This window comes from Stomatohabitans albus (genome assembly GCF_036336025.1).
GTDB lineage: Bacteria > Actinomycetota > Nitriliruptoria > Euzebyales > Euzebyaceae > Stomatohabitans > Stomatohabitans albus.
On record NZ_JAYKKE010000002.1, the window covers coordinates 136,036 to 155,862 of the forward strand.

Here is a 19,827-nt window from a genome sequence, read left to right on the forward strand (position 1 = left end):
TTGGGCTTCGAGTGAAGACCGATTCCTCGCTTAGTATGGCCCCCTATGGCACACGACCTCACCACGTTGACATTGGATCCAGACCCCGATACCGCTCGCCGTATGTATCTGAATGCCATTTTGGAGCGCCTGAATGATGCGCAGGTACCACAACGGCAAACCAGTCGAGAAGAAGTGAATATCAATGGCACGTGGCTGCGTATTCATCGCCCACGCACAAACGCCTTTGGCGACCCCCCTGGTGTTGTCATCTTTGTTCGTGGTGGTTATGGCCAACTTGGCAATGGTGATACGCACGATGCACTGGCCAAACGGTACTGTGATTTGCCCGCCGTGGTGATGAGCGTTGACATCCTCAATGACCAGGCAACCTTTGAAGCCAATGTGCAAGCGGTATTAACGGCTGTACGCCATGCGGATAATGCACCGCTGATTCGTACCACACTGAGTACCCAAGTGGCTTTTGTTGGGATTGATGTGGGTGCGTCCCTTGCCCTTGAAGCCGCAAACCGATTGGCTGCGTCCCCGACCCTTGACGGGGAACTCGCCCAACCATGGACCGTGAAAGGGGTTCATCTCTTTGACCCGATCACTGAACCTGCAATGGTTGACATTTCCCTCGATGGGGGGCTAGTTCACGGCAACGACATTGCCCGTCTCGTCAGCGCGTGGCCAGCCCTAGCCGATGCAAAAGCCGCGCTCGACGAGATGCATACGTTGGCGTTTCCAGTCCTCGTATCGGCATCCGCTCGCCACCCTGGGGCTGATGCCAGTGAAGACGTCTTTACCCGTCTCGTCGCCATTGATGACCATAACGTGTTGGGTATCAGTGTGAATATTGACGGGGCTGAATCGGTCTTGGCTACCAAGGATCATCCGATTATCGAAGGCGCGATTGCCGGACTTGTCCATGCCTTCGGGGCGATGGTCAACCTACCTACCGATACGGTGCGCTAAGTCGTTTATCCTGCACTGTGATTACTTCACGGTCACACCCGCCTATCTCTATTGAGGAATTATGTCAACGCTCAATGCCTTTGATGTTCTTACCGCCCGCGGTCTTGTGTATGACTGCACCGATGAAGCGGGCCTACGTGATGCCTTCGCAGCGGGGCCGGTGACGTTCTATGTGGGGTTTGACCCGACAGCCGATAGCCTCCATGCCGGGAACCTGGTGGGGATCATGGCAATGGCGCACCTCCAACGCCTCGGTCACCGTGCCATCGCCCTGGCGGGAGGGGCAACCGGGCGTGTCGGTGACCCGTCAGGTCGTGACGTTGAACGCCAACTGCTTGATGAAGCGACCCTTGAACGCAACTTGGCGGCTATTCGTACCCAGCTCGCGTTCTTCCTCGATTTTTCAACGCCTGAACGTGGGTTACTTGTCGACAACTACGACTGGATGCGGTCATTCTCCTTTATGGATGCGCTCCGAGTCATTGGTCCGCATTTCAGCGTTAATCAGATGATTAGCCGAGAGAGTGTACGTAAACGTCTTGAAACGCGTGAGCAGGGTCTGACCTACACGGAGTTCAGCTACCAGCTCCTTCAAGCCTGGGATTTTTGGCATCTCTATAAACACGAAGGTGCTCGCCTCCAAGGTGGTGGCAGTGATCAGTGGGGCAATATCACGGCCGGAACGGACCTTATTGGGAAGATGGCTGGTCCTGACCATCCCAAGGCATTCGGGCTCACCTGGCCGCTCCTGACGACCGCCGCTGGTGTGAAATTCGGTAAAAGTGCTGGCAACGCGGTCTGGCTAGACCGTGAAAAGACCAGCCCCTACGGGTACTACCAGTTCTGGATCAATGCGGCTGATGCCGATGTCGAACGCTTCTTAAAGATCTTTACCTTCCTCGAACTCGATGAAATTGACGAGATTGTGGCTAAGCACGGTGAAGCGCCACATCTACGAGAGGGGCAGAAACGATTGGCTGCAGAAGCTACCCGTATTGTGCACGGTGAAGACGGATTGACTTCTGCGATAAAAACCACAGAGGTGCTGTTTGGGGCCGAACCCTTTACCGACCTGCCGGCTGCGATCGTGCGTGAAGCTTTTGCAGAAGCACCCACGGTTGAGGTTTCTTCTGACGTACTTGCCGGTGAAACACCTATCTCTAAGTTCCTCGTTGAAGCCGGAGCATGCGCGAGCCAATCAGAGGCAAAACGACTCATTGGCCAAGGAGCAGTTCGCCTCAATAACCGCGTGGTTACCCAAGCTGACCGGCCGGTAGATACCGATGATGTAACCGCAGATGCCATCATCATTATCCGGGTTGGGAAGAAACGGCATTTCTTAGCCACGCTGGTGTGACTGGAGTAAGGTCCTCCATAAGTCAGTGTCATTGGAGGCGATATGTTTACCGGTATTGTCAGTGGAATGGCGACGGTACAGCACCTTTCAGGTGATGAGTCCCTGTGTACCCTCACCCTTTCTAATGAGGCCATACCCAGTGATGTCACCATCGGTGATTCTGTCTGTATCGCTGGATGCTGCCTGACTGTGATTGAACGCACCGATGCCACAGTTTCTTTTGAGGTGATGGGTGAAACGGTAGCCAAAACAACGATTGGAGCCTTGCAGCCTGGAGACCGGGTCAATATTGAGTGTTCCCTTCGTCCAACCACACAAATGGGTGGGCATATGGTGAGTGGTCATGTAGACGGGATTGGTGAAGTACGTGATATTCGAGAAAATGATGGATGGAAAACGATATTCTTTCGTGTTCCAGACACTATCAAACGTCTCGTAGCACCAAAGGGCTCTATTACGATCAATGGTACGAGTCTTACGATCATTGATGTTGATGATCAGCCTTCTGGTACGGTCATCAGCATTGGGTTTATTCCCCACACCCTTGCGACGACAACCCATGGCCTATTGGCTGTAGGTGACCGAGTCAATATGGAAGCAGACCTGCTTGCCCGGTACATGCTTCGCCTCATTGAGACAAAAGCGGATTAACAAATTCTTGATCCAAAGTGACTAAGGGTTACCTAAGTGTGTTTGGCTAAACCTCGGTGGTTTTCCCCACGTAGCCCGTAGCATGGGCGTTTCCACAACAGAGGAGGCTCCCGTGCACCAAGATTTCTCATCCACGCTGACGGTAGGTAGCCGACGTGTGCGCTACACCGATATCACCAAACTAGGTGTTGACCTAAACCGATTGCCCTACGCCATTCGAATTCTGCTAGAAAACGTGGCACGTAATCGTGATGGTGAAAATGTGACTGATGCCCATATTCAGGCACTCGCACACTATGACGGCACCAAAGTTGGTGAACAGGAAATCTTGTTTACCCCGGCACGGGTGTTACTACAGGACTTTACGGGGGTACCTGCCGTTGTTGACCTTGCGGTGATGCGTGATGCATTGGCTGCCTTGGGCGGCGACCCACAACGCATTAATCCACTTGTCCCTGTTGACTTGGTGATTGACCACTCCATTCAAGTGGATAAATACGCGGTGGCCGATGCATTCAAGCTCAATGCGCAGATTGAGTTTAGACGCAATACGGAACGCTATGAATTCTTGCGCTGGGGACAAACGGCGTTTAATAACTTTTCAGTGGTGCCACCGAATACGGGCATTGTGCACCAAGTGAACTTGGAATTCCTTGGACAAGTGGTCTTTGATGCAACCGACCAAATCTATCCTGACACGTTGGTTGGCACTGATAGTCATACCCCGATGATTAATGGGCTCGGGGTTGTTGGGTGGGGTGTTGGCGGCATTGAAGCCGAAGCCGCCATGCTTGGCCAACCGATTTCTATGCTGATTCCCGAGGTTATTGGGGTCGAACTCACCGGCGAACTCCCCGACGGGGCGACCGCTACCGACCTAGTGCTGACGGTCACTGAGCTTTTGCGCCAACGTGGAGTTGTTGGGAAATTCGTGGAGTTCTTTGGAGAAAGTGTGGCCAATGTCCCGGTCTCGAACCGGGCAACCATTGGCAATATGAGTCCGGAGTTTGGGTCGACGATTTCTATTTTCCCGATAGACGAAAAAACCCTTGATTATTTGCATTTAACTGGGCGAGATGAGGCGCATATCGCCATGGTTGAAGCCTATGCCAAAGCAAACGGCCTCTGGCATGACCCCGCGGCTCGTCCGGCTTATACCGATACGTTGACCCTTGATTTGTCGACGGTTGTACCCAGTATCAGTGGCCCGAAGCTGCCACAACAACGCATTCCACTCGATGAGGCAAAACAAACGATTCACGCGGTTCGAGCTGACTATGAAGCGCAGGACGATTCCAGTGTGCCGGTTTCACTCAATGGGTCTGGATCGGTAGACCTTGGCCATGGGGATGTGGTGATTGCCGCCATTACGAGTTGTACGAACACATCCAACCCCTCGGTCATGATGGCTGCCGGGCTTGTGGCGCGCAAAGCTCATGCCCTTGGGTTGACCCGAAAGCCGTGGGTTAAAACCTCTCTCGCACCGGGTTCTAAGGTTGTGACGGATTATTATCAAAAAGCCGGTTTACTTGATGATTTAAGTGCCATTGGGTTCGACGTGGTGGGGTATGGGTGCACCACGTGTATCGGGAACTCTGGGCCGTTAGAAGACACCATTTCACAGGCTATTAATGAGCATGATCTTGCGGTGGCCGCGGTCCTGAGTGGGAACCGCAATTTTGAGGGCCGTATCAGTCCCGATACCAAGATGAACTTTTTGATGAGTCCACCGCTTGTGGTTGCGTATGCGCTGGCAGGCACGACCGACATTGATTTAACCCGCGATCCAATCGGCCAAGACCACGAGGGCAACGACGTGTTCTTGGCAGATGTGTGGCCAACGAATGACGAAATTGAGGCGGTCATCAATACCTCATTAGGGCGTCAACAGTTTATTGATACCTATAACGACGTCTTTACCGGTGATGAAGCCTGGCAAGGGATAACCGTCAGTGGTGGTGATCGGTTCGCCTGGTCCGATGAGTCGACCTATATCGCTAAACCCACATTCTTTGATGATATGCCCGCCCAACCTGCGCCCTTGGCAGACATCATGGGGGCACGTGTCCTCGTGAAGGTCGGTGATAGCGTCACCACGGACCATATCAGCCCTGCAGGGGCCATTGCCCAAGACAGCCCGGCAGGTCAGTGGTTGACGGCGCATGGCGTGGAACGCAAGGACTTCAACTCGTATGGCTCTCGCCGTGGTAACCATGAGGTTATGATGCGCGGCACCTTCGCTAATATCCGTCTGCGCAATGAGCTCGCACCAGGTACCGAGGGTGGCTTTACGATTCATCTGCCATCTGGTGAACAAACCACGATTTTTGAGGCATCTGAACGCTATCGAGCTGCACATACCCCGTTGCTTGTAATCGCGGGTGAGCAGTACGGTTCTGGGTCTAGCCGTGACTGGGCAGCCAAAGGCCCCAACCTCCTTGGGGTGCGTGCAGTGATCGCCAAGAGCTACGAACGTATTCACCGATCAAACCTCATCGGGATGGGCATTTTGCCCATGCAATTTAAAGCTGGTGACGACCTGGACACCTTTGGACTTGACGGTACTGAGGTATTTGATTTCACCGGTATTGCCAACCAAGATCAGGTTCCAAGTGAACTCTCAGTTCGTGCCACCCAAGCTGACGGCACCGTGGTGACCTTTGTTGTGGACGTACGAATCGACACGCCCAATGAACAAACCTATTACCGAAACGGTGGCATTTTACACACCGTTTTGCGGCAGCTAGCAGCCTCCTAACAACGATCTCACACCACCTCAAGACACCCAAGAACCAGCCTGGTGGTGTGTTGGTCTGTGTGGTGACCTGCCATGAGATTGCAGGTTGACCAAAGGTTAATTGTCTTGCCTCAAGACAAGCAATACGGCGAACGAAGATAACAATTGTGGACCTACTGATTGAGATGAACAGAAAGAAGGTCATTGTGGGTTTGGGTATTCGTACCAACCGGCTTGGTGCGCTCATCATGACGAGTGCGCTCGGGCTGACCCCCGTTCCAGTTCATGCGGCCCCAAATGGACAAGCCTCATTTTCCATTGTGAATGGTACGCCTATCGAAGCAAGCGACTTTCCCGAGGTCGTACGCTTATCGATCAGAACGGATCAGGGAGCCTACGCCTCTTGTGGGGGCACTATCCTGAACGAGCATTGGATTTTAACCGCGGCCCATTGTTTTGAAGATAGTGATCCATCAACACCGGCCACAGTCATTACCTATTTTGAAGAGGACCAGCAGGGTAAGGCTGTCCAGCACAGTTACTCAACTGACGGGCAGTTCCCCCATCCAGAGTTCGCACGCGATTACGCCGCTGGGGGCGGTACAAAAGGGCAATACGACGTTGCCCTGGTGCGAACAAGAAACCCAATTCATGTCCCATCAGGTAAAACGCTTCCGGTTACAAACCTTGCGGAAACGGGTGAACCCATTCCACGTGCAGGTATGGCAACGGTTGTAGGGCGTGGTGTACACGCATGGCAGCGCTACCCAAATATCCCAATCGGCGGGCACTACGTCGCTGACTACAAGCAACTCCGGCGTGCCGATGTCCCGATCTTGCAAGAGTGCAAGTCTCACGTGCAGTTGTGCGCCCAGTATCCCGTGCATTATCACAATGTTCCCCTTGATGCTGATGTTCACGGGAGTGAATACCGCCTGCCCAATAGTTGTTATGGGGATAGCGGCGGCCCGATTTATGTTGAACGAAACGGAACTCGTGTCCAAGTCGGGTTGGTCAGTCATCATCGGACCAGAAGGGGTGATGACATCGTCTTTGAAGAAGATGTCTGTGGTCGGGCAACCGTGTGGTACACGAGTTTGTCCTATGTACGCCCGTGGGTTGAAGCTGTTATGCAGGCAAACCCCAAGGCAGGGGATCGGCTCCCTAGTGTGCCCTTAACGCCGCCACGTGAGGCCGCCCCAATGCCGCAACCAAGTACACCTCCGGCTCCTGTTCCACCTCCAGCCGTTCCACCACCCAGTCAGCCTGTACCACCAGTGGCTCCGCCCCCTTCGGTACCCCAACCCCCTCAGGCTCCAGTACCCCCGGTTGTGCCACCGGTGGCACCTACACCAGATCCCACACCCGAAGCACCTGCACGAGATCATATTCCCTCCTATAGCGGCGATGGGGCTGTCCTCGGCCAAGTGCCAGCTGTGGGACCAGCTGCTGAAGCCCAGCGCACAATCCCGAGCGTATGGGCTATTGGAGGGACGAACCCGAGCCAGGGTTCTGACCTTGCGATTGGGGTTGCCCGCCAACGTGCTCACCTGCGCACTCAAGAAGGCAAGCCTGTTTTAGCCCAGCAACGGGTGGCGTTATTGGCCAGTGAACAGGTGATGGCTGATGCCTTGGCTAGTGGACCACTGCAACGTGACTATCCGCTATTCCTCACCAAATCGGACCAGTTAGAACTGGCCGTCCTGCGTGAATTGCAGCGTGAGGGTATCAGCGAGGTGTGGATTCTTGGTGGTCCAAGCGCCATCAGCCCTGCCGTGCAAACGGCGCTCCAACGCGCAAATATGTCAACGCGACGGATTGCTGGGGCCAACCGTATTGAAACCGCTCTGGCTATTGCCAAGGTGGCAGACTCTGCCGATGCCGGCAAACGGTATCTTGCCCGTGCCTTTGGTGATAACGGGGTGGAGTCACGCACGTGGGCTGACTCGTTGGCCCTTGGTGCTCTAGCAGCCCGCACCAATACACCGGTGTTGTTAAGCGATACGCAAACGCTGTCACCTGGGGTTGGCACAGCCGTTCAGGGCCGCGAAGTAACCCTGGTGGGTGGACCAGCCGCACTGCATACATCGGTACAAGATCAACTTGCCAAATACACCGCCCGCACACCTGGTCGGATAGCTGGGGCGAGTCGTGCTGAGACAGCTACGGCCATTCGTGAGGCATTTGGTACCCACGATCATCTGATTGTTATTGATGGGCAGCGTGAGGATGCCTGGCAATCAGGATTCCCGTTAGCTGGGTTGGCGAGCGACTTGAACGCTCCCATCGTGTTGACCCTTGGTGATGTGATCCCTGATTCCACACAGGCGGCGATCGCACAGACGCCTGCAAATAAGGTGCTGTGTGTGGCAGATGCGCCGGTATGTGCCAAGGTCACGGCACTCACCAAACGCTAGACGTACCTGCCGTTGGTGTGATAATTGGCCCGTCTTCATGACGGGTCAATCTTGTTCTTGCTTGGTGTGGTTGTGGGTGTTTAGGAATAGCGGATGGGTGACCAGTACTGAAACCCTTGGAGGCCGGATAGGTCAAGGTCAGGCTCGACGATCGTTGCATCAAGCATGATGGGCCATTGTTTGCCGGTAATGAGCCACGCACCATTCGGTTGTTTGGCAATACCGTTAAGGACTTGTTCTTGACCGAGGCCCTGGGGTATCCATGCGGTGAGGTCATAGCTATTGGTGACATCGCCGGTTGCCGGGTCGATGCGCACAATGGTGTTTTGGTGCCAGACGTTTGCATAGACCTGGCCGTTTGCACATTCAAGTTCATTCAATTGGGTGAGCGGTTGCCCATCTTGACGGACGTTGACATGGCCTGTTTCGTTAAAGTCACGGTCTCTGAACGTGAGCTGGTCACTCCCGTCACTCATCACAAACTGCTTACCATCCCAACACAATCCCCACCCTTCACCGGTGTAGGTGTATTGGCCGATAGGTTCAAGGTCAAGGGTCCACCGGTGGGCAATGCCGTGTTGCCAGGTGAGTTGGACAATCTCGTCATCAACGATGGTGAGCCCTTCTCCAAACTGATCTGGCGGGAGGTTCACACGCTTTTTAACGGTTCCGTCTGCTGGGTTGAGTTCGGTGATCGCGCTTTCTCCAACCAGGCCACGGCTTTCAAAGAGACGGTCACCGTGCATTTCAAGCCCTTGGCTGAAGGATTGGGCATCGTGGGGCCGCTCGTGCCGCACATGGATACCTGGTTGGGGGGCTGCAGCACAGGCGCCCAGGCTGATTGCTAAGGCTGAAACAAAAACGCGCAAATCCATAGGTTGAGTCTAGACCGTACCCCTCTGGATGTTGAATACCCATACGGGCATACCGGTTGGGACGGGAGCTCTACCTGGCCAGAGCGATATATACAGCGCTGGTATTCCCCACTCAACCCGGAAGGAACATCGGGTTGAGCGGGGTTAGTGTGCGTTAGTTGAGGTCGTATTCGAGGTTGGTTTTCAGTTCTGATTCCCAGGATTTGGGGAGGACAGATTCACCACCAACCACGTGGATCGTACGATTCATCCGGCCGAGGAACTTGATGACTGACGCATAGCGGCTTCGTGATGTTTCCGTCTGGTTTGGCTTGTCTTTATAGAGCGGGATGATCGGGGCGTTGTATGTTGCGGCGAGTTGGGTGGCTGCGATGCCGTCCACACCGCTGTCACCGGCAACGACAACAAGGTGCTCAACTGGCCCGAATCGTGAATACAGCATCTTTTCAGTAATGGTTTGTGCCTCAGGGCCAGGTGGTGCAACGGTTATGGGTTGGATGCAAAAGGGGTTGTTATAACAACTGGCTGTTTGAAAGGTTAAGGGGTTATCACCGTGAATGGCATCAACGGTTGCGTTTGGTGAAAAGATGTGCTCAATATTGCCAAGGCTGGTTGACTGTTGAGGAGCTCGCGTCTGGATGTGATTGGCGACGAGTCGCTGCTGCTCTATCGCGGTACCAGCAAGGAGGTGAACGGCGTTGGACCGTAGCGCATAAGAGGCCCCAACAAGCGAGAGCATCACATCATTTGCCGGAGTAACCACAACGTCATGAGCCTCGCGTTTAGTCTCGGATTCCGATGCAATCTTGAGTGCCGTCTCGATGCGGGTGGGTCCGCTGAGTCGGGTGGTTTTGAAGCCGAGGGTTGTGATGGTGGTTTCGAGTTCGGGGGAGAGGGCCTGTTCACCACCAATGATGGTGATGGTGGTGTTGGGTTTGGCGAGGCGTTTGAGTTCGGTTTCTACCTCGGGGGTGAGTTTGTTGTGTGGGGTTAAGAGCACGGGGTTGGGGTGGCCGGATGTAAAGAGGTTTGCCGCGGTGATCGCGTCGGGGAATTGCTCGCCTGACGCTAACAAGATGGTGTCTTGGCTGTGATCGCGATAGAGGGTGTTGCTGATGGCGATTGCGGTGCCATAGCGGTCATTTCCGGCGTACCGCTTCGTACTGATGGCATGGTTGGTCCGTGGCTTTTGGATATCTTCAGGGACCTGTGTGCTAGGTGCGTTATCACTTGGTGCTGCCGGTGGTGAGGGGGGTGTTGTGGGCGCGGTGCTTGGGCTCTGGCTAGGACTTGCCGTTGGGGTTTGGGCATTGACCAATGAAGGCGAGGTAACCAGAGGTGATGCGACCAAGAGTGCGGTAAGGAGATAACGGAACTTTGGTAACAAAACGGGCATAAAAACTCCTATGTACCTGTTTAGTAAACAGATAGATACGAAAACCTATTAATTGAAATTAATTCAATAACATAGTTTTGTGTTAACGGGGAGGGGGCTACGCATTTGTAGCCCGTATGCAGTTGTGCATGCCAATGAAACTAATACAGGTAATGGGCACTAGGCCAACTGAAATGGGATACGTTTATTTGTAATAAAACAACTACTGGTTGTAGTTTTCTTCACTAAAAAACCCACCAGCCTCAGAGGGGTTGGTGGGTGTTGGTTCAGTAACGTTATTCGTATGTGGTGGGCGGTACAGGTTTCGAACCTGTGACCTCCTGGTTGTCGACCAGACGCTCTCCCAGCTGAGCTAACCGCCCGAAGGTTTCGTCAGTATAGTCATCTGCTGGCGAAGGTCAACCATGCCAGGCAAATGGATTAGAACTTTTCGATTGGACGGGTCCAAACCTGTGTTGAACGCGCCACCACCGTTCGCTCGTCGGTGTCATAGGCAGGAGGTTCGTCTAACCACCCTTGGGCCGTGTCCATCACCTTGTGCCAGTCTGAACTCATCAAAACGTCTGGCATCGTGAACGACAGATCTTGTTCACTGGCGTTAAACACGATGACGATGTCATCGTCGTAGAGTTTTTGACCGTGATCACCGGGGCGGCGGATACCTTCACCGTTTAAAAACAGGGTCATCGTTTTCGCGTAGCCCTGTGCCCAGTCCTCTTCAGTCATCTGGTTGCCGTTGATGTTGTACCACCCGATATCGAGGAGATCTGACCCAAAGATATTGCGCCCCTCGAACCAGCGGCGACGTCGGAAGGTGGGGTGGTTCGACCGGAACGATAACAACTGACTGGTAAACATCAAGAGGTCGGTATCAACCGCATCCCAGTTGAACCAACTCAGTTCATTGTCTTGGGCATACCCGTTGTTATTGCCTTGTTGGGTGCGCCCCAGTTCATCACCACCCACAATCATGGGCACCCCTTGGCTCAACAGCAAGGTGGCGAGGAAGTTGCGTTGTTGGCGTGCCCGGAGCGCATTGATCGTTGGGTCGTCCGTTGGCCCCTCAACGCCACAGTTCCATGAGCGGTTATCGTCCGTACCATCACGGTTCTCTTCACCGTTGGCTTCGTTGTGCTTGTAGTTGTAACTCACCAAGTCACGTAAGGTGAATCCATCGTGGGCAGTCACAAAGTTAATCGAGGCTGACGGTCGACGGGTTTCAGACTGGTAGAGATCACTCGAACCGGTAAAGCGCTGCGCAAACTCACCGAGGGTGGCTGGTTCACCACGCCAGAAGTCGCGTACGGTATCGCGGTAGCGTCCGTTCCATTCACTCCACACCGGTGGGAAATTACCGACTTGGTAGCCACCTTCACCAATATCCCAGGGTTCAGCAATAAGTTTTGCCTGCGATATTTGGGGGTCTTGTTGAATGATGTCAAAGAAACTAGATAACTTATCCACTTCATGGAGTTCACGGGCCAACGTTGAGGCTAAATCAAACCGGAACCCGTCAATGTGCATCTCATTAATCCAATAGCGCAAGGAGTCCATAATGAGTTGCAGGACGAACGGGCTTTGCACATTCAGGCTGTTGCCTGTACCTGTGTAATCCATGTAATAGCGGCGGTCACCATCAATCAGCCGGTAATAGGACTCATTGTCAATGCCTTTAAAACTGACGGTTGGACCCATATGGTTACCCTCAGCGGTGTGGTTATAAACCACATCAAGGATCACTTCAATCCCATTGGCATGGAGGGTTTTCACCATCTGTTTGAACTCTTGAACCTGACCCCCAATACGTTTACTGGCCGCATACTCTGCATGTGGTGCAAAGTAGCCTATAGAATCATATCCCCAATAGTTGCGTAACCCATGACGCAATAGGTGTGCTGGATGCATGAAATGATGCACCGGCATCAACTCGACGGCGGTAATCCCAAGCTCTTTTAAGTGTGCAACCGCCGGTTCGCTCGCCAACCCGGCATAGGTTCCACGCAGGTGTTCAGGAATATCTGGGTGGGTTTGGGTGAATCCTTTGACATTAATTTCATAAATAACCGTATCTTCGGTAGGAATGTCGAGCTGGCGATCGGCACCCCAGTCAAAATACGGATTAATGACAACACTCTTAGGCACGAACGGTGCGCTATCTTCAGTGTCTTTTTCGTCGGTATGTTCAAAGTTATAACTGTAAATGGGGCCTTCATCAACGATTGGCCCCTCTATGGCGAAGGCGTAGGGGTCAATAACGAGTTTATGTTCATTAAACCGTTTCCCTGACGCGGGGTCCCATGGCCCATACACCCGATACCCATAGCGCTGGCCAGGCCCAACCTCGGGTAGGTAGGCATGCCAGAGATACCCCATCACCTCGTCAAACGGTACGCGTTCTTCTTGGCCGTGTTCATCAAAGAGGCACAGCTCAACGCGTTCAGCATGGGCTGAGAATAGGGAGAAATTGGTGCCTATTCCGTCAAAGTGTGCTCCGATGGGATACGCCCGGCCTGGCCAATGCGGCTGTTCATGGGGAGCAGTGTTCTCTCTAGTCATAAATGCATTTAGGTGTTATGTAAGAAATGAATAACGTCGCCATCTTTGACGATATATTCCTTGCCTTCCTGGCGCATTTTGCCTTTTGCTTTCGCACCGGCTTCGCCTTCGCATGCTACATAATCGGCATATGAAATGACATTAGCGCGAATGAAGCCGCGTTGAATATCAGAATGGATTTTTCCTGCCGCAACCGGTGCCGTGGATCCAGCCGTCACGGTCCAGGCACGCGCTTCCTTCTCACCAGCCGTAAAGAATGTCAAGAGCCCAAGAACGTGATAGGCCGCCGTAATAAGTCGGTCTAAACCTGAGCGTTCCAACCCCAAATCAGCCAGAAACTCTGCGCGTTCATCATCGTCAAGTTCACTGATTTGGGCTTCCGCTTCGGCAGAAATAACAACCACATCAGCACCCAACGGTGCCGCGTAGCTGCGTACTTGCTCGACATACGCATTCCCGGTTGCCGCGTCATCCTCGGTCACATTGCACGCAAAGAGCACGGGTTTTGCGGTTAATAACGTTAAATCACTAAATACCTTGGCGTCTTCTTCCGGTACCGTGAATTCACGGGCGGCCTTACCGTCACCGAGATGGGCCACAAGCCTCGTTAAGATCTCTACGGCTCGCTTGGCGTCTTTGTCGCCGCTTTTTGCCGTACGTTGGGCGCGGTCAAGACGCTTTTCGCACGCTTCTAGATCTTTAAGCACCAATTCGGTGTCAATAATCTCGATATCACGCAGCGGGTCAACACTGCCTTCAACGTGCACGATGTCTGTGGACTCAAAACAGCGCACCACATGCACAATCGCATCCACAGCCTGGATATGGTTTAAAAACTGGTTACCCAGCCCCTCACCCTGGCTGGCGCCCTTCACCAACCCGGCGATGTCCACAAACTCAACCGTGGTCGGAATCTTTTTCGCTGCATTCGACAACCGCACGAGGGTATCGAGGCGGTCATCCGGCACCGACACCATCCCCACATTGGGGTCAATTGTTGCGAAGGGATAGTTGGCTGCCTCAGCCCCTGCCGCACTCACCGCGTTAAAGAGGGTTGATTTGCCAACATTGGGAAGTCCGACGATGCCTACTTGAAGTGCCATGGGCAACAGTATGCCAGCCCAGTTCGTCTCTCGACCATAGATAGGTACGTATTCCAGCCAGGTATCACCTGGGGAGTAAAGGGTTTGTGTGCCGGTTACAACGCTTGCACATCGTGTGACGCGTGGGGTGTCATCAATTCTGCTAGTTGACCATACGTAAGAAAAGTAACGTTCGAACAGTATGTATAGCAATGAGATAACGATAGTTACCAGATAGCTTATGCTGTTTGAATGGGGGTCACGCTTTAGCTATGTTCCACGTTGTGTCCATCAATTGGATACAATATCAACAACGAAGTTGAAAGGTAAATCAAAAATGATTCCTACTGTTAAAGTGATGATGGCAGGCATTCTCTCTCTCTCTCTCTCACCTTAGCTGCTCCGATTGCTACTTCAGTATCTGCAGCACAATTCGAACCCAATCAAGGGTTTAATGAGTGGAGTCAGTTATGTTTTGGAACCCCAGTTTCCCTCAACGGGTTGTTGCTGCTTTGTTGATCATTGCACATACCGTCCTTTGGCAGATGGGTATAGATAACATTCCAAGAGAATTTCTATACATCATTGCGCTAGCAATAGTTATGTTCCCATCGTATGCCCCGCTACGAAAGATAGAGAAAGACCCGGCGACTAGAAAGATAGACAAAGACCCGGCGACTAGGTAGTAAACTTGGGCGCCATGTATATGACCACCTATGGCCCCGAAAGCGGGGTGCCTCTCTTATTCTTGCACGGCGGTACCGGGACGGGTGAATCCCATTGGAAACGGCAAATCAAACCTTTTTCTGAAGCGGGATACCGCCTCTATATCCCCGACCTTCCTGGGCACGGGGAAAGCGTGTTGGATGACCCTGAAACCTATAACCGACAGGTGTTGATTGATGCGGTTGTTGAACTCTTAGAAGCGAAAGGCCCTATGGTCTGCGTCGGTTTTTCGATGGGTGGCCATACGCTACTCGGCATGCTTCAAGATGAACGCACTCACCCTCTGGTACTCGGGCTTGTCCTTATCGGCGTGAGCATCGATGACAATGCCGCGCTCCAAAAATGGCGTAAACACTTCCACCCTGATTCATTCGCCCGTGCCAATCCACTCTTTGTACGGGGGATGAGTCGGCGGCACTTTCCACAAGGCGGCCCCGATGCATGGCGGGATGTCCTCATACGAGACTCAGCCGGTTCGTTAGAAGTGAAGGTTGACCTCGAACCGATCAGTCGGCTCAAAGTGCCCACCATGGTGATGCGCGGGGATCGTGACCGCGCCGTGGATCGCACCCACCACACGGCTTTGCGCGAGATGTGGACCCACGCCGATGTATGTGTGATCCCAGCTGGGGGCCACGATGTACAGATGTTACGTTCAGACCTATTTAATGCTATTTTGATGGATTTCTTAGAACGAAACGACAAACACTTCGTACCCAACTGGGAACTCACCGAAGATTTTGAGCCAGCTTTGGGATAACGCACGTCGACCAACCGGCATACTTCCTCAGCCTGTTCCAATCGGGCTGTACGTATAAGGTGCGGGGTTTAGACCGGAATCTTGCTCCAAACCCCATCCCTTAGTCGGCGAAACCACCCTTCTTAATCTGTCCGGGTACATGCTGGTGTTACATGACAACTGGCGAGAACCCCAGCAGGATTAGACAGATCGTTTCGTGTCCTTTTGCTTATCAAGCGCCCAGGCGAGCACCATGCCGCCAATTACTAATGTGAAGGTCAAATTCATCCAGATTTGCCAGCTTTGAAACGCTCCGTCAAATAGTAAATTAATAATGCCAAAGAGTAACAAATTAGAAATAATGTAAACCAGGATAATGGTTAGTCGCTTCTTTATGCTCAACAACATCTCCTCGGACACCCTGCATCAAAGTAGTGTTAATAAACTGATCGTTAGCTGTGATTATGGAAGTACGGCTAGTTGTACTTCTGACTCTCAGATATGGCTTCGTTTGCAATGTTTTGCTTGGTATCTTTCATTATCCTAATGGTTGGGCCTGAATGGTCCGTATGCGTATGGACTTAGGCAACCTATGAATGGGGCATGCCTACGAGCTGCTTTAGTCCGGGCCAAACCCTTCGCCTTGCTGTGGCTGGGTACATGCTGGTGCCGGCAAATAGCGTTGGAGGGGGAGCTAGATCGGGTGAAATGGGCTAGCTTAATAGCTCGCTGACCAGGGTGTTGACGGCTTTACCGTCGGCCTTACCCTTGACCTTGGGCATGAGAGCACCCATGAGTTTGCCTTTATCAGCGGGGCTAGTGGCACCAACCTCGGCAATGGTGTCAGTCACGATCTGGCGGATTTCTTCTTCGGTGAGCTGGGCAGGCAGGTACTCCATCAAAATGGCGACCTCGGCCTGTTCATTTTCGGCCAATTCGGGGCGGCCATTGGATTCATACATCTCAATAGAATCGCGGCGCTTTTTGACCTCACGATTCACAATCCCAATCACGTCATCATCGCTGATCTCATCGTGCCCACCCTCGGCACGCAGATATTTAATGCCAGACAAGACCGCGCGTAACGTATTCACCCGCACCTTATCTTTGGCTTTCATCGCCGTTTTTAAATCTTCAGGAATCTGCGTTTCTAAACTCATAATCCCAATGATAGGACATCGGCTCAGACTGGTTTAGGCAGGGGTGTTGCTAACGGACGGCTCAGCGTGACGTTGGGTTTACCGCGCCGAACCCAGTCAGCGATGGCCGCAAAGCCCATCTCAGGCGTTATCGTTGCCTGCCAGTCCAACACTGCTGCGGCACGCTCACCTGATGGGGTACCTGGGCGTGTCAGGAAGGCCATCGCATCACTGGCCAGCTCACCGGGAAGGCCGAGCGCCTTGTTCATCGCGCCTACGGTGGCAGCCAGCGGCCGACCCACAAAACGGGCATGTTTCTCTAGTTTCACTCCGGCGAGTCGGGCATAGGGGCGGAAAAATGCTTCGGTGCTCAACGCTTGGGGGCCGACCAGGTTAAAGATGCCACCTGAACCATTGTCATGGGTTGCCGCCGTAATCACCCCATCCGCGACATCAGTGATATAGGTCGGGCGTACCATACCCTTCCCCCCGTGGGGTAGCTTGAACTGTTTGACGGCCAATAAATCAAGAACACGCGTCGTCCACAGCGGTACCCCAGGCCCATACATATCCGATGGGCGCACAATCGTAACCGGTAACCCAAGCGCAGCTGCTTGCAGGGCACGGTGTTCTGCTGCCAACAGCACTTCAGAAAAAATATTGCCCCCTGTGGAGCCTAAGTAATCCTCGTCGGCGCCATCACGGACAAACGGGCCAAGCACATTCGTATTTGATACCAAAACAGCCCGTTTGACTGCGGCCCGACGGGCTGCTTCAAAGAGCCGTTGGGTTCCCAGGACGTTGGTATCCCATTTGGCCTGAACATCACCCGTTTCACGACTGGACGACACCACATGGATCACCAGGTCTACCCCGTCTAATAGCCCTTCCCATGTGCCAGGCATCGTAATATCGGCAACGTAGATCCAATCAGGCTCGGTTGATTCACTGGCCAATACGTCAACACCCTGGACATGCCAGCCCTGACTGAGTAGACGCGATGTAATCGTTGACGACAGCGCGCCCGTGGCACGGGTGATGAGTGCGCGCATCACAGGTTCCGACGGAGGAAGTCGAGTTGGTGAAGTTTCATATTCGTATTGATCGTCACTGATGGGGTGAAGTGGGTGACATCACTGAGCGGTAGCACCTCATGGGGTAACCCTTGGGCGAGCAGTGATGCACTCAAGCGTAAGGTATGGGCCATCACCACATTGTCATCAGCTAGTCCGTGAATGAGTAAGAGCCGTGAACACCACGTGGCAGGATCAACGTGGGTAGCGATTTGTGCCAATGCTTCGGCTTCATAGGCTGCTGGGTCGTCATTGGGGTTCCCGAGATACCGTTCGGTGTAGTGCGTGTCATAGAGGCGCCAATCGGTGACCGGCGCACCGGCAATCCCAGCCTTAAAGACATCGGGGCGTTCAAGTACGGCTCGTGCCGATAAATACCCGCCATAGCTCCACCCGCGAATCGCAATGCGCTCTCGGTCGAGAAGGCCAGGGAACTTGGCATCAATACCATCAATCGCATCAACCTGACTTTGCACGGTGGCCGCCAGATGCTTCACAATCGCATATTCACCGTCCACCCCACCACCAGGTGCCCCAAGCCCATCGGTCATAATCACCGCATAGCCTTGGGCACAAAAGAACACTTCTTCATAGAGGCGAGTGCGATCGGTTGTGACCGCACGGAAATGGGGACCGCCATAGGAGCTGACCAGAACGGGTAACGGCCCTTTGCTTGGGGTCCAATCACCAGGCACAAGCAACAGTGAACGGCTACGCCCTGGCCCGTGCATCGGGCCATAGAGGGATACCCCCGTTTCTGGCAGCGGCATGGCAAACGAATCCAACGTAACCGATGGGGTTTCGGGGTGGTCTACCCTGATTATTCGTGTGATTGGTGGCCCATCTAATGAGGTTTCGCGCACCACTGCGATCACTTCACCTGCGGGACCACGCCCTGCAATGAGGGTGCCTGGATAAGCCGTTGCACCATTAGCATCAAGGAGGGCTGCGGTGTTAAGCCAAGGGGACTCAGCCGGAATCCCATTCACCCCAACGCGAACGCGGCCATCGGTAAACACCCCACTTACCCCAAGTAAGGTCCAATCATGGTAAGTATCATTCAGAGGCTGCCCGTTAAGGGCTAGTACCCGATGGTTGTCCACAATGCGTGTGGTGAGCAGTTGAATCTCTCCGGCATCATCACGGAAGGCATGGGGGAGCCCAGGAAGTAACTCAACGTAGGGCTGTTGTGTGTTGTCATCGAGCACGTGGACCGGCGCGCCGGTTGTGGGCACCACGAGGGTTTGTACGTGCTGTTGGTCGCGGGTTTGTATCGAAACCACGAGCCGGTCAGCATCGAGCCACTGCACGCTGGCGAGATATTCAAATGGATGGTCTGGCCCGACGTGCACATCAAGTGTCTGACGGTTGCCGTCAAGGGTAACCGTCCACAAGCTTATGCTGGCATTCGTTCCACCTGCGGGAGGATAGGGCATGGGGGTACTTGGGCGTTCAGGATCAACGGGTGCACTGATCCACCAATCACCCAAGGCGGTGTTATCCACCCGTGCGACACAAAGACAAGTGCTCTCTGGTGACCACCAAAAGCCCTGTTGACGCCCCATTTCTTCGGCGGCAATAAAGTCGGGCAACCCCCATGTCACCTTGCCATCTTCTCGGGCCAAACACTGTGCGCCACCACCATTGATGTCCACACACCACAGGGCCCCGTCAATCACCCCGGCAACATACCGGCCATCAGGGCTCAAGGTGGGTTGGGCCATTACCCCAGGGGTGGGCACGGTATGAATGGTGGCATCAGGTTCAACCGTGACAATACCAACCCCGTCACCCCAGGTAAATGCGCATGTGCTACCTTCCTGATCGACGGAGTAGGCCACAATACCTTGGGCGCGTTCACGTACCCGTTCGCGACGAGCAGCTTCTTCAGCACTGATCTTGATGGCATCACCCTTATGGGCGTCAACCAGGCAGTAGGCCGTTCCAAACCCGTCTTCAGTGATCGGAAGATGCCACAGGTCGTGCACGGGATCTTCTCCGGCAGGGCTGCGTAAAAAGAATACCCCTGATGGAGTGATGGAGAAGGAACGAGGATGGCCAAGTGAGAAGGTCAGTGACCGCGCAACCTTGGCTGGAAGATCAGCTAGATGAATCATCATCA

12 protein-coding genes, 1 tRNA gene and 1 pseudogene are annotated in these 19,827 nt (G+C 53.6%); 6 read left to right on the forward strand and 8 right to left on the reverse strand.

Annotated elements, in window-relative coordinates; genetic code table 11:
- Positions 1–102 precede the first annotated feature (102 nt).
- The 5 genes and pseudogenes from VCU37_RS09340 to VCU37_RS05635 all read left to right on the forward strand — a co-directional run.
- A pseudogene (locus VCU37_RS09340) lies at positions 103–585 on the forward strand (alpha/beta hydrolase fold domain-containing protein); the annotation flags it as partial.
- A 433-nt stretch (positions 586–1,018) separates the two neighbouring features.
- Entirely contained in the window at positions 1,019–2,314 is a 1,296-nt protein-coding gene (tyrS, locus tag VCU37_RS05620; protein WP_336249656.1) for a tyrosine--tRNA ligase, read from the forward strand.
- A 42-nt stretch (positions 2,315–2,356) separates the two neighbouring features.
- Positions 2,357–2,965 carry a riboflavin synthase gene (locus VCU37_RS05625; RefSeq protein WP_336249657.1) on the forward strand — a complete coding sequence of 203 codons (609 nt, stop codon included), beginning with the start codon at positions 2,357–2,359 and terminating at the stop codon, positions 2,963–2,965.
- An 82-nt stretch (positions 2,966–3,047) separates the two neighbouring features.
- A complete protein-coding gene (acnA, locus tag VCU37_RS05630) occupies positions 3,048–5,723 on the forward strand; it encodes an aconitate hydratase AcnA (RefSeq protein WP_418896464.1) in 2,676 nt (891 codons plus the stop codon).
- Between the two features lie 164 nt (positions 5,724–5,887).
- A complete protein-coding gene (locus VCU37_RS05635; RefSeq protein ID WP_336249659.1) occupies positions 5,888–8,119 on the forward strand; it encodes a cell wall-binding repeat-containing protein in 2,232 nt (743 codons plus the stop codon).
- An 80-nt stretch (positions 8,120–8,199) separates the two neighbouring features.
- Here the strand turns inward: VCU37_RS05635 and VCU37_RS05640 are convergent, their stop codons facing one another.
- The 5 genes from VCU37_RS05640 to ychF all read right to left on the reverse strand — a co-directional run bounded on the left by VCU37_RS05640 (position 8,200) and on the right by ychF (position 14,049).
- Positions 8,200–8,994 (reverse strand): glutaminyl-peptide cyclotransferase, encoded by a 795-nt coding sequence (locus tag VCU37_RS05640; RefSeq protein ID WP_336249660.1) that lies wholly within the window; start codon positions 8,992–8,994, stop codon positions 8,200–8,202.
- Positions 8,995–9,148: 154 nt separating this feature from the next.
- Positions 9,149–10,390 carry a cell wall-binding repeat-containing protein gene (locus VCU37_RS05645; RefSeq protein WP_336249661.1) on the reverse strand — a complete coding sequence of 414 codons (1,242 nt, stop codon included), beginning with the start codon at positions 10,388–10,390 and terminating at the stop codon, positions 9,149–9,151.
- 286 nt (positions 10,391–10,676) lie between these two features.
- A tRNA-Val gene (locus VCU37_RS05650) sits at positions 10,677–10,752 on the reverse strand.
- A 58-nt stretch (positions 10,753–10,810) separates the two neighbouring features.
- Complete coding sequence (glgX, locus tag VCU37_RS05655; RefSeq protein WP_336249662.1) at positions 10,811–12,946, reverse strand: glycogen debranching protein GlgX; 2,136 nt, start codon at positions 12,944–12,946, stop codon at positions 10,811–10,813.
- An 8-nt stretch (positions 12,947–12,954) separates the two neighbouring features.
- Positions 12,955–14,049, reverse strand: a complete 1,095-nt coding sequence (gene ychF, locus VCU37_RS05660) for a redox-regulated ATPase YchF (RefSeq protein ID WP_336249663.1) — start codon at positions 14,047–14,049, stop codon at positions 12,955–12,957.
- Positions 14,050–14,728: 679 nt separating this feature from the next.
- Here ychF and VCU37_RS05665 point away from each other — a divergent pair.
- Entirely contained in the window at positions 14,729–15,514 is a 786-nt protein-coding gene (locus tag VCU37_RS05665; RefSeq protein WP_336249664.1) for an alpha/beta fold hydrolase, read from the forward strand.
- Between the two features lie 692 nt (positions 15,515–16,206).
- Here the strand turns inward: VCU37_RS05665 and VCU37_RS05670 are convergent.
- From VCU37_RS05670 to VCU37_RS05680, 3 genes are read right to left on the reverse strand one after another with little or no spacing between them, the layout of a single operon-like run.
- The gene (locus VCU37_RS05670) at positions 16,207–16,653 is read right to left on the reverse strand and encodes a GatB/YqeY domain-containing protein (RefSeq protein ID WP_336249665.1); all 447 of its coding nucleotides are present in this window, start codon (positions 16,651–16,653) and stop codon (positions 16,207–16,209) included.
- A 23-nt stretch (positions 16,654–16,676) separates the two neighbouring features.
- Positions 16,677–17,684 carry an NAD-dependent epimerase/dehydratase family protein gene (locus tag VCU37_RS05675; RefSeq protein WP_336249666.1) on the reverse strand — a complete coding sequence of 336 codons (1,008 nt, stop codon included), beginning with the start codon at positions 17,682–17,684 and terminating at the stop codon, positions 16,677–16,679.
- Complete coding sequence (locus VCU37_RS05680; RefSeq protein WP_336249667.1) at positions 17,684–19,825, reverse strand: prolyl oligopeptidase family serine peptidase; 2,142 nt, start codon at positions 19,823–19,825, stop codon at positions 17,684–17,686. The genes VCU37_RS05675 and VCU37_RS05680 overlap by 1 nt, the downstream gene beginning before the upstream one ends.
- Positions 19,826–19,827 lie beyond the last annotated feature (2 nt).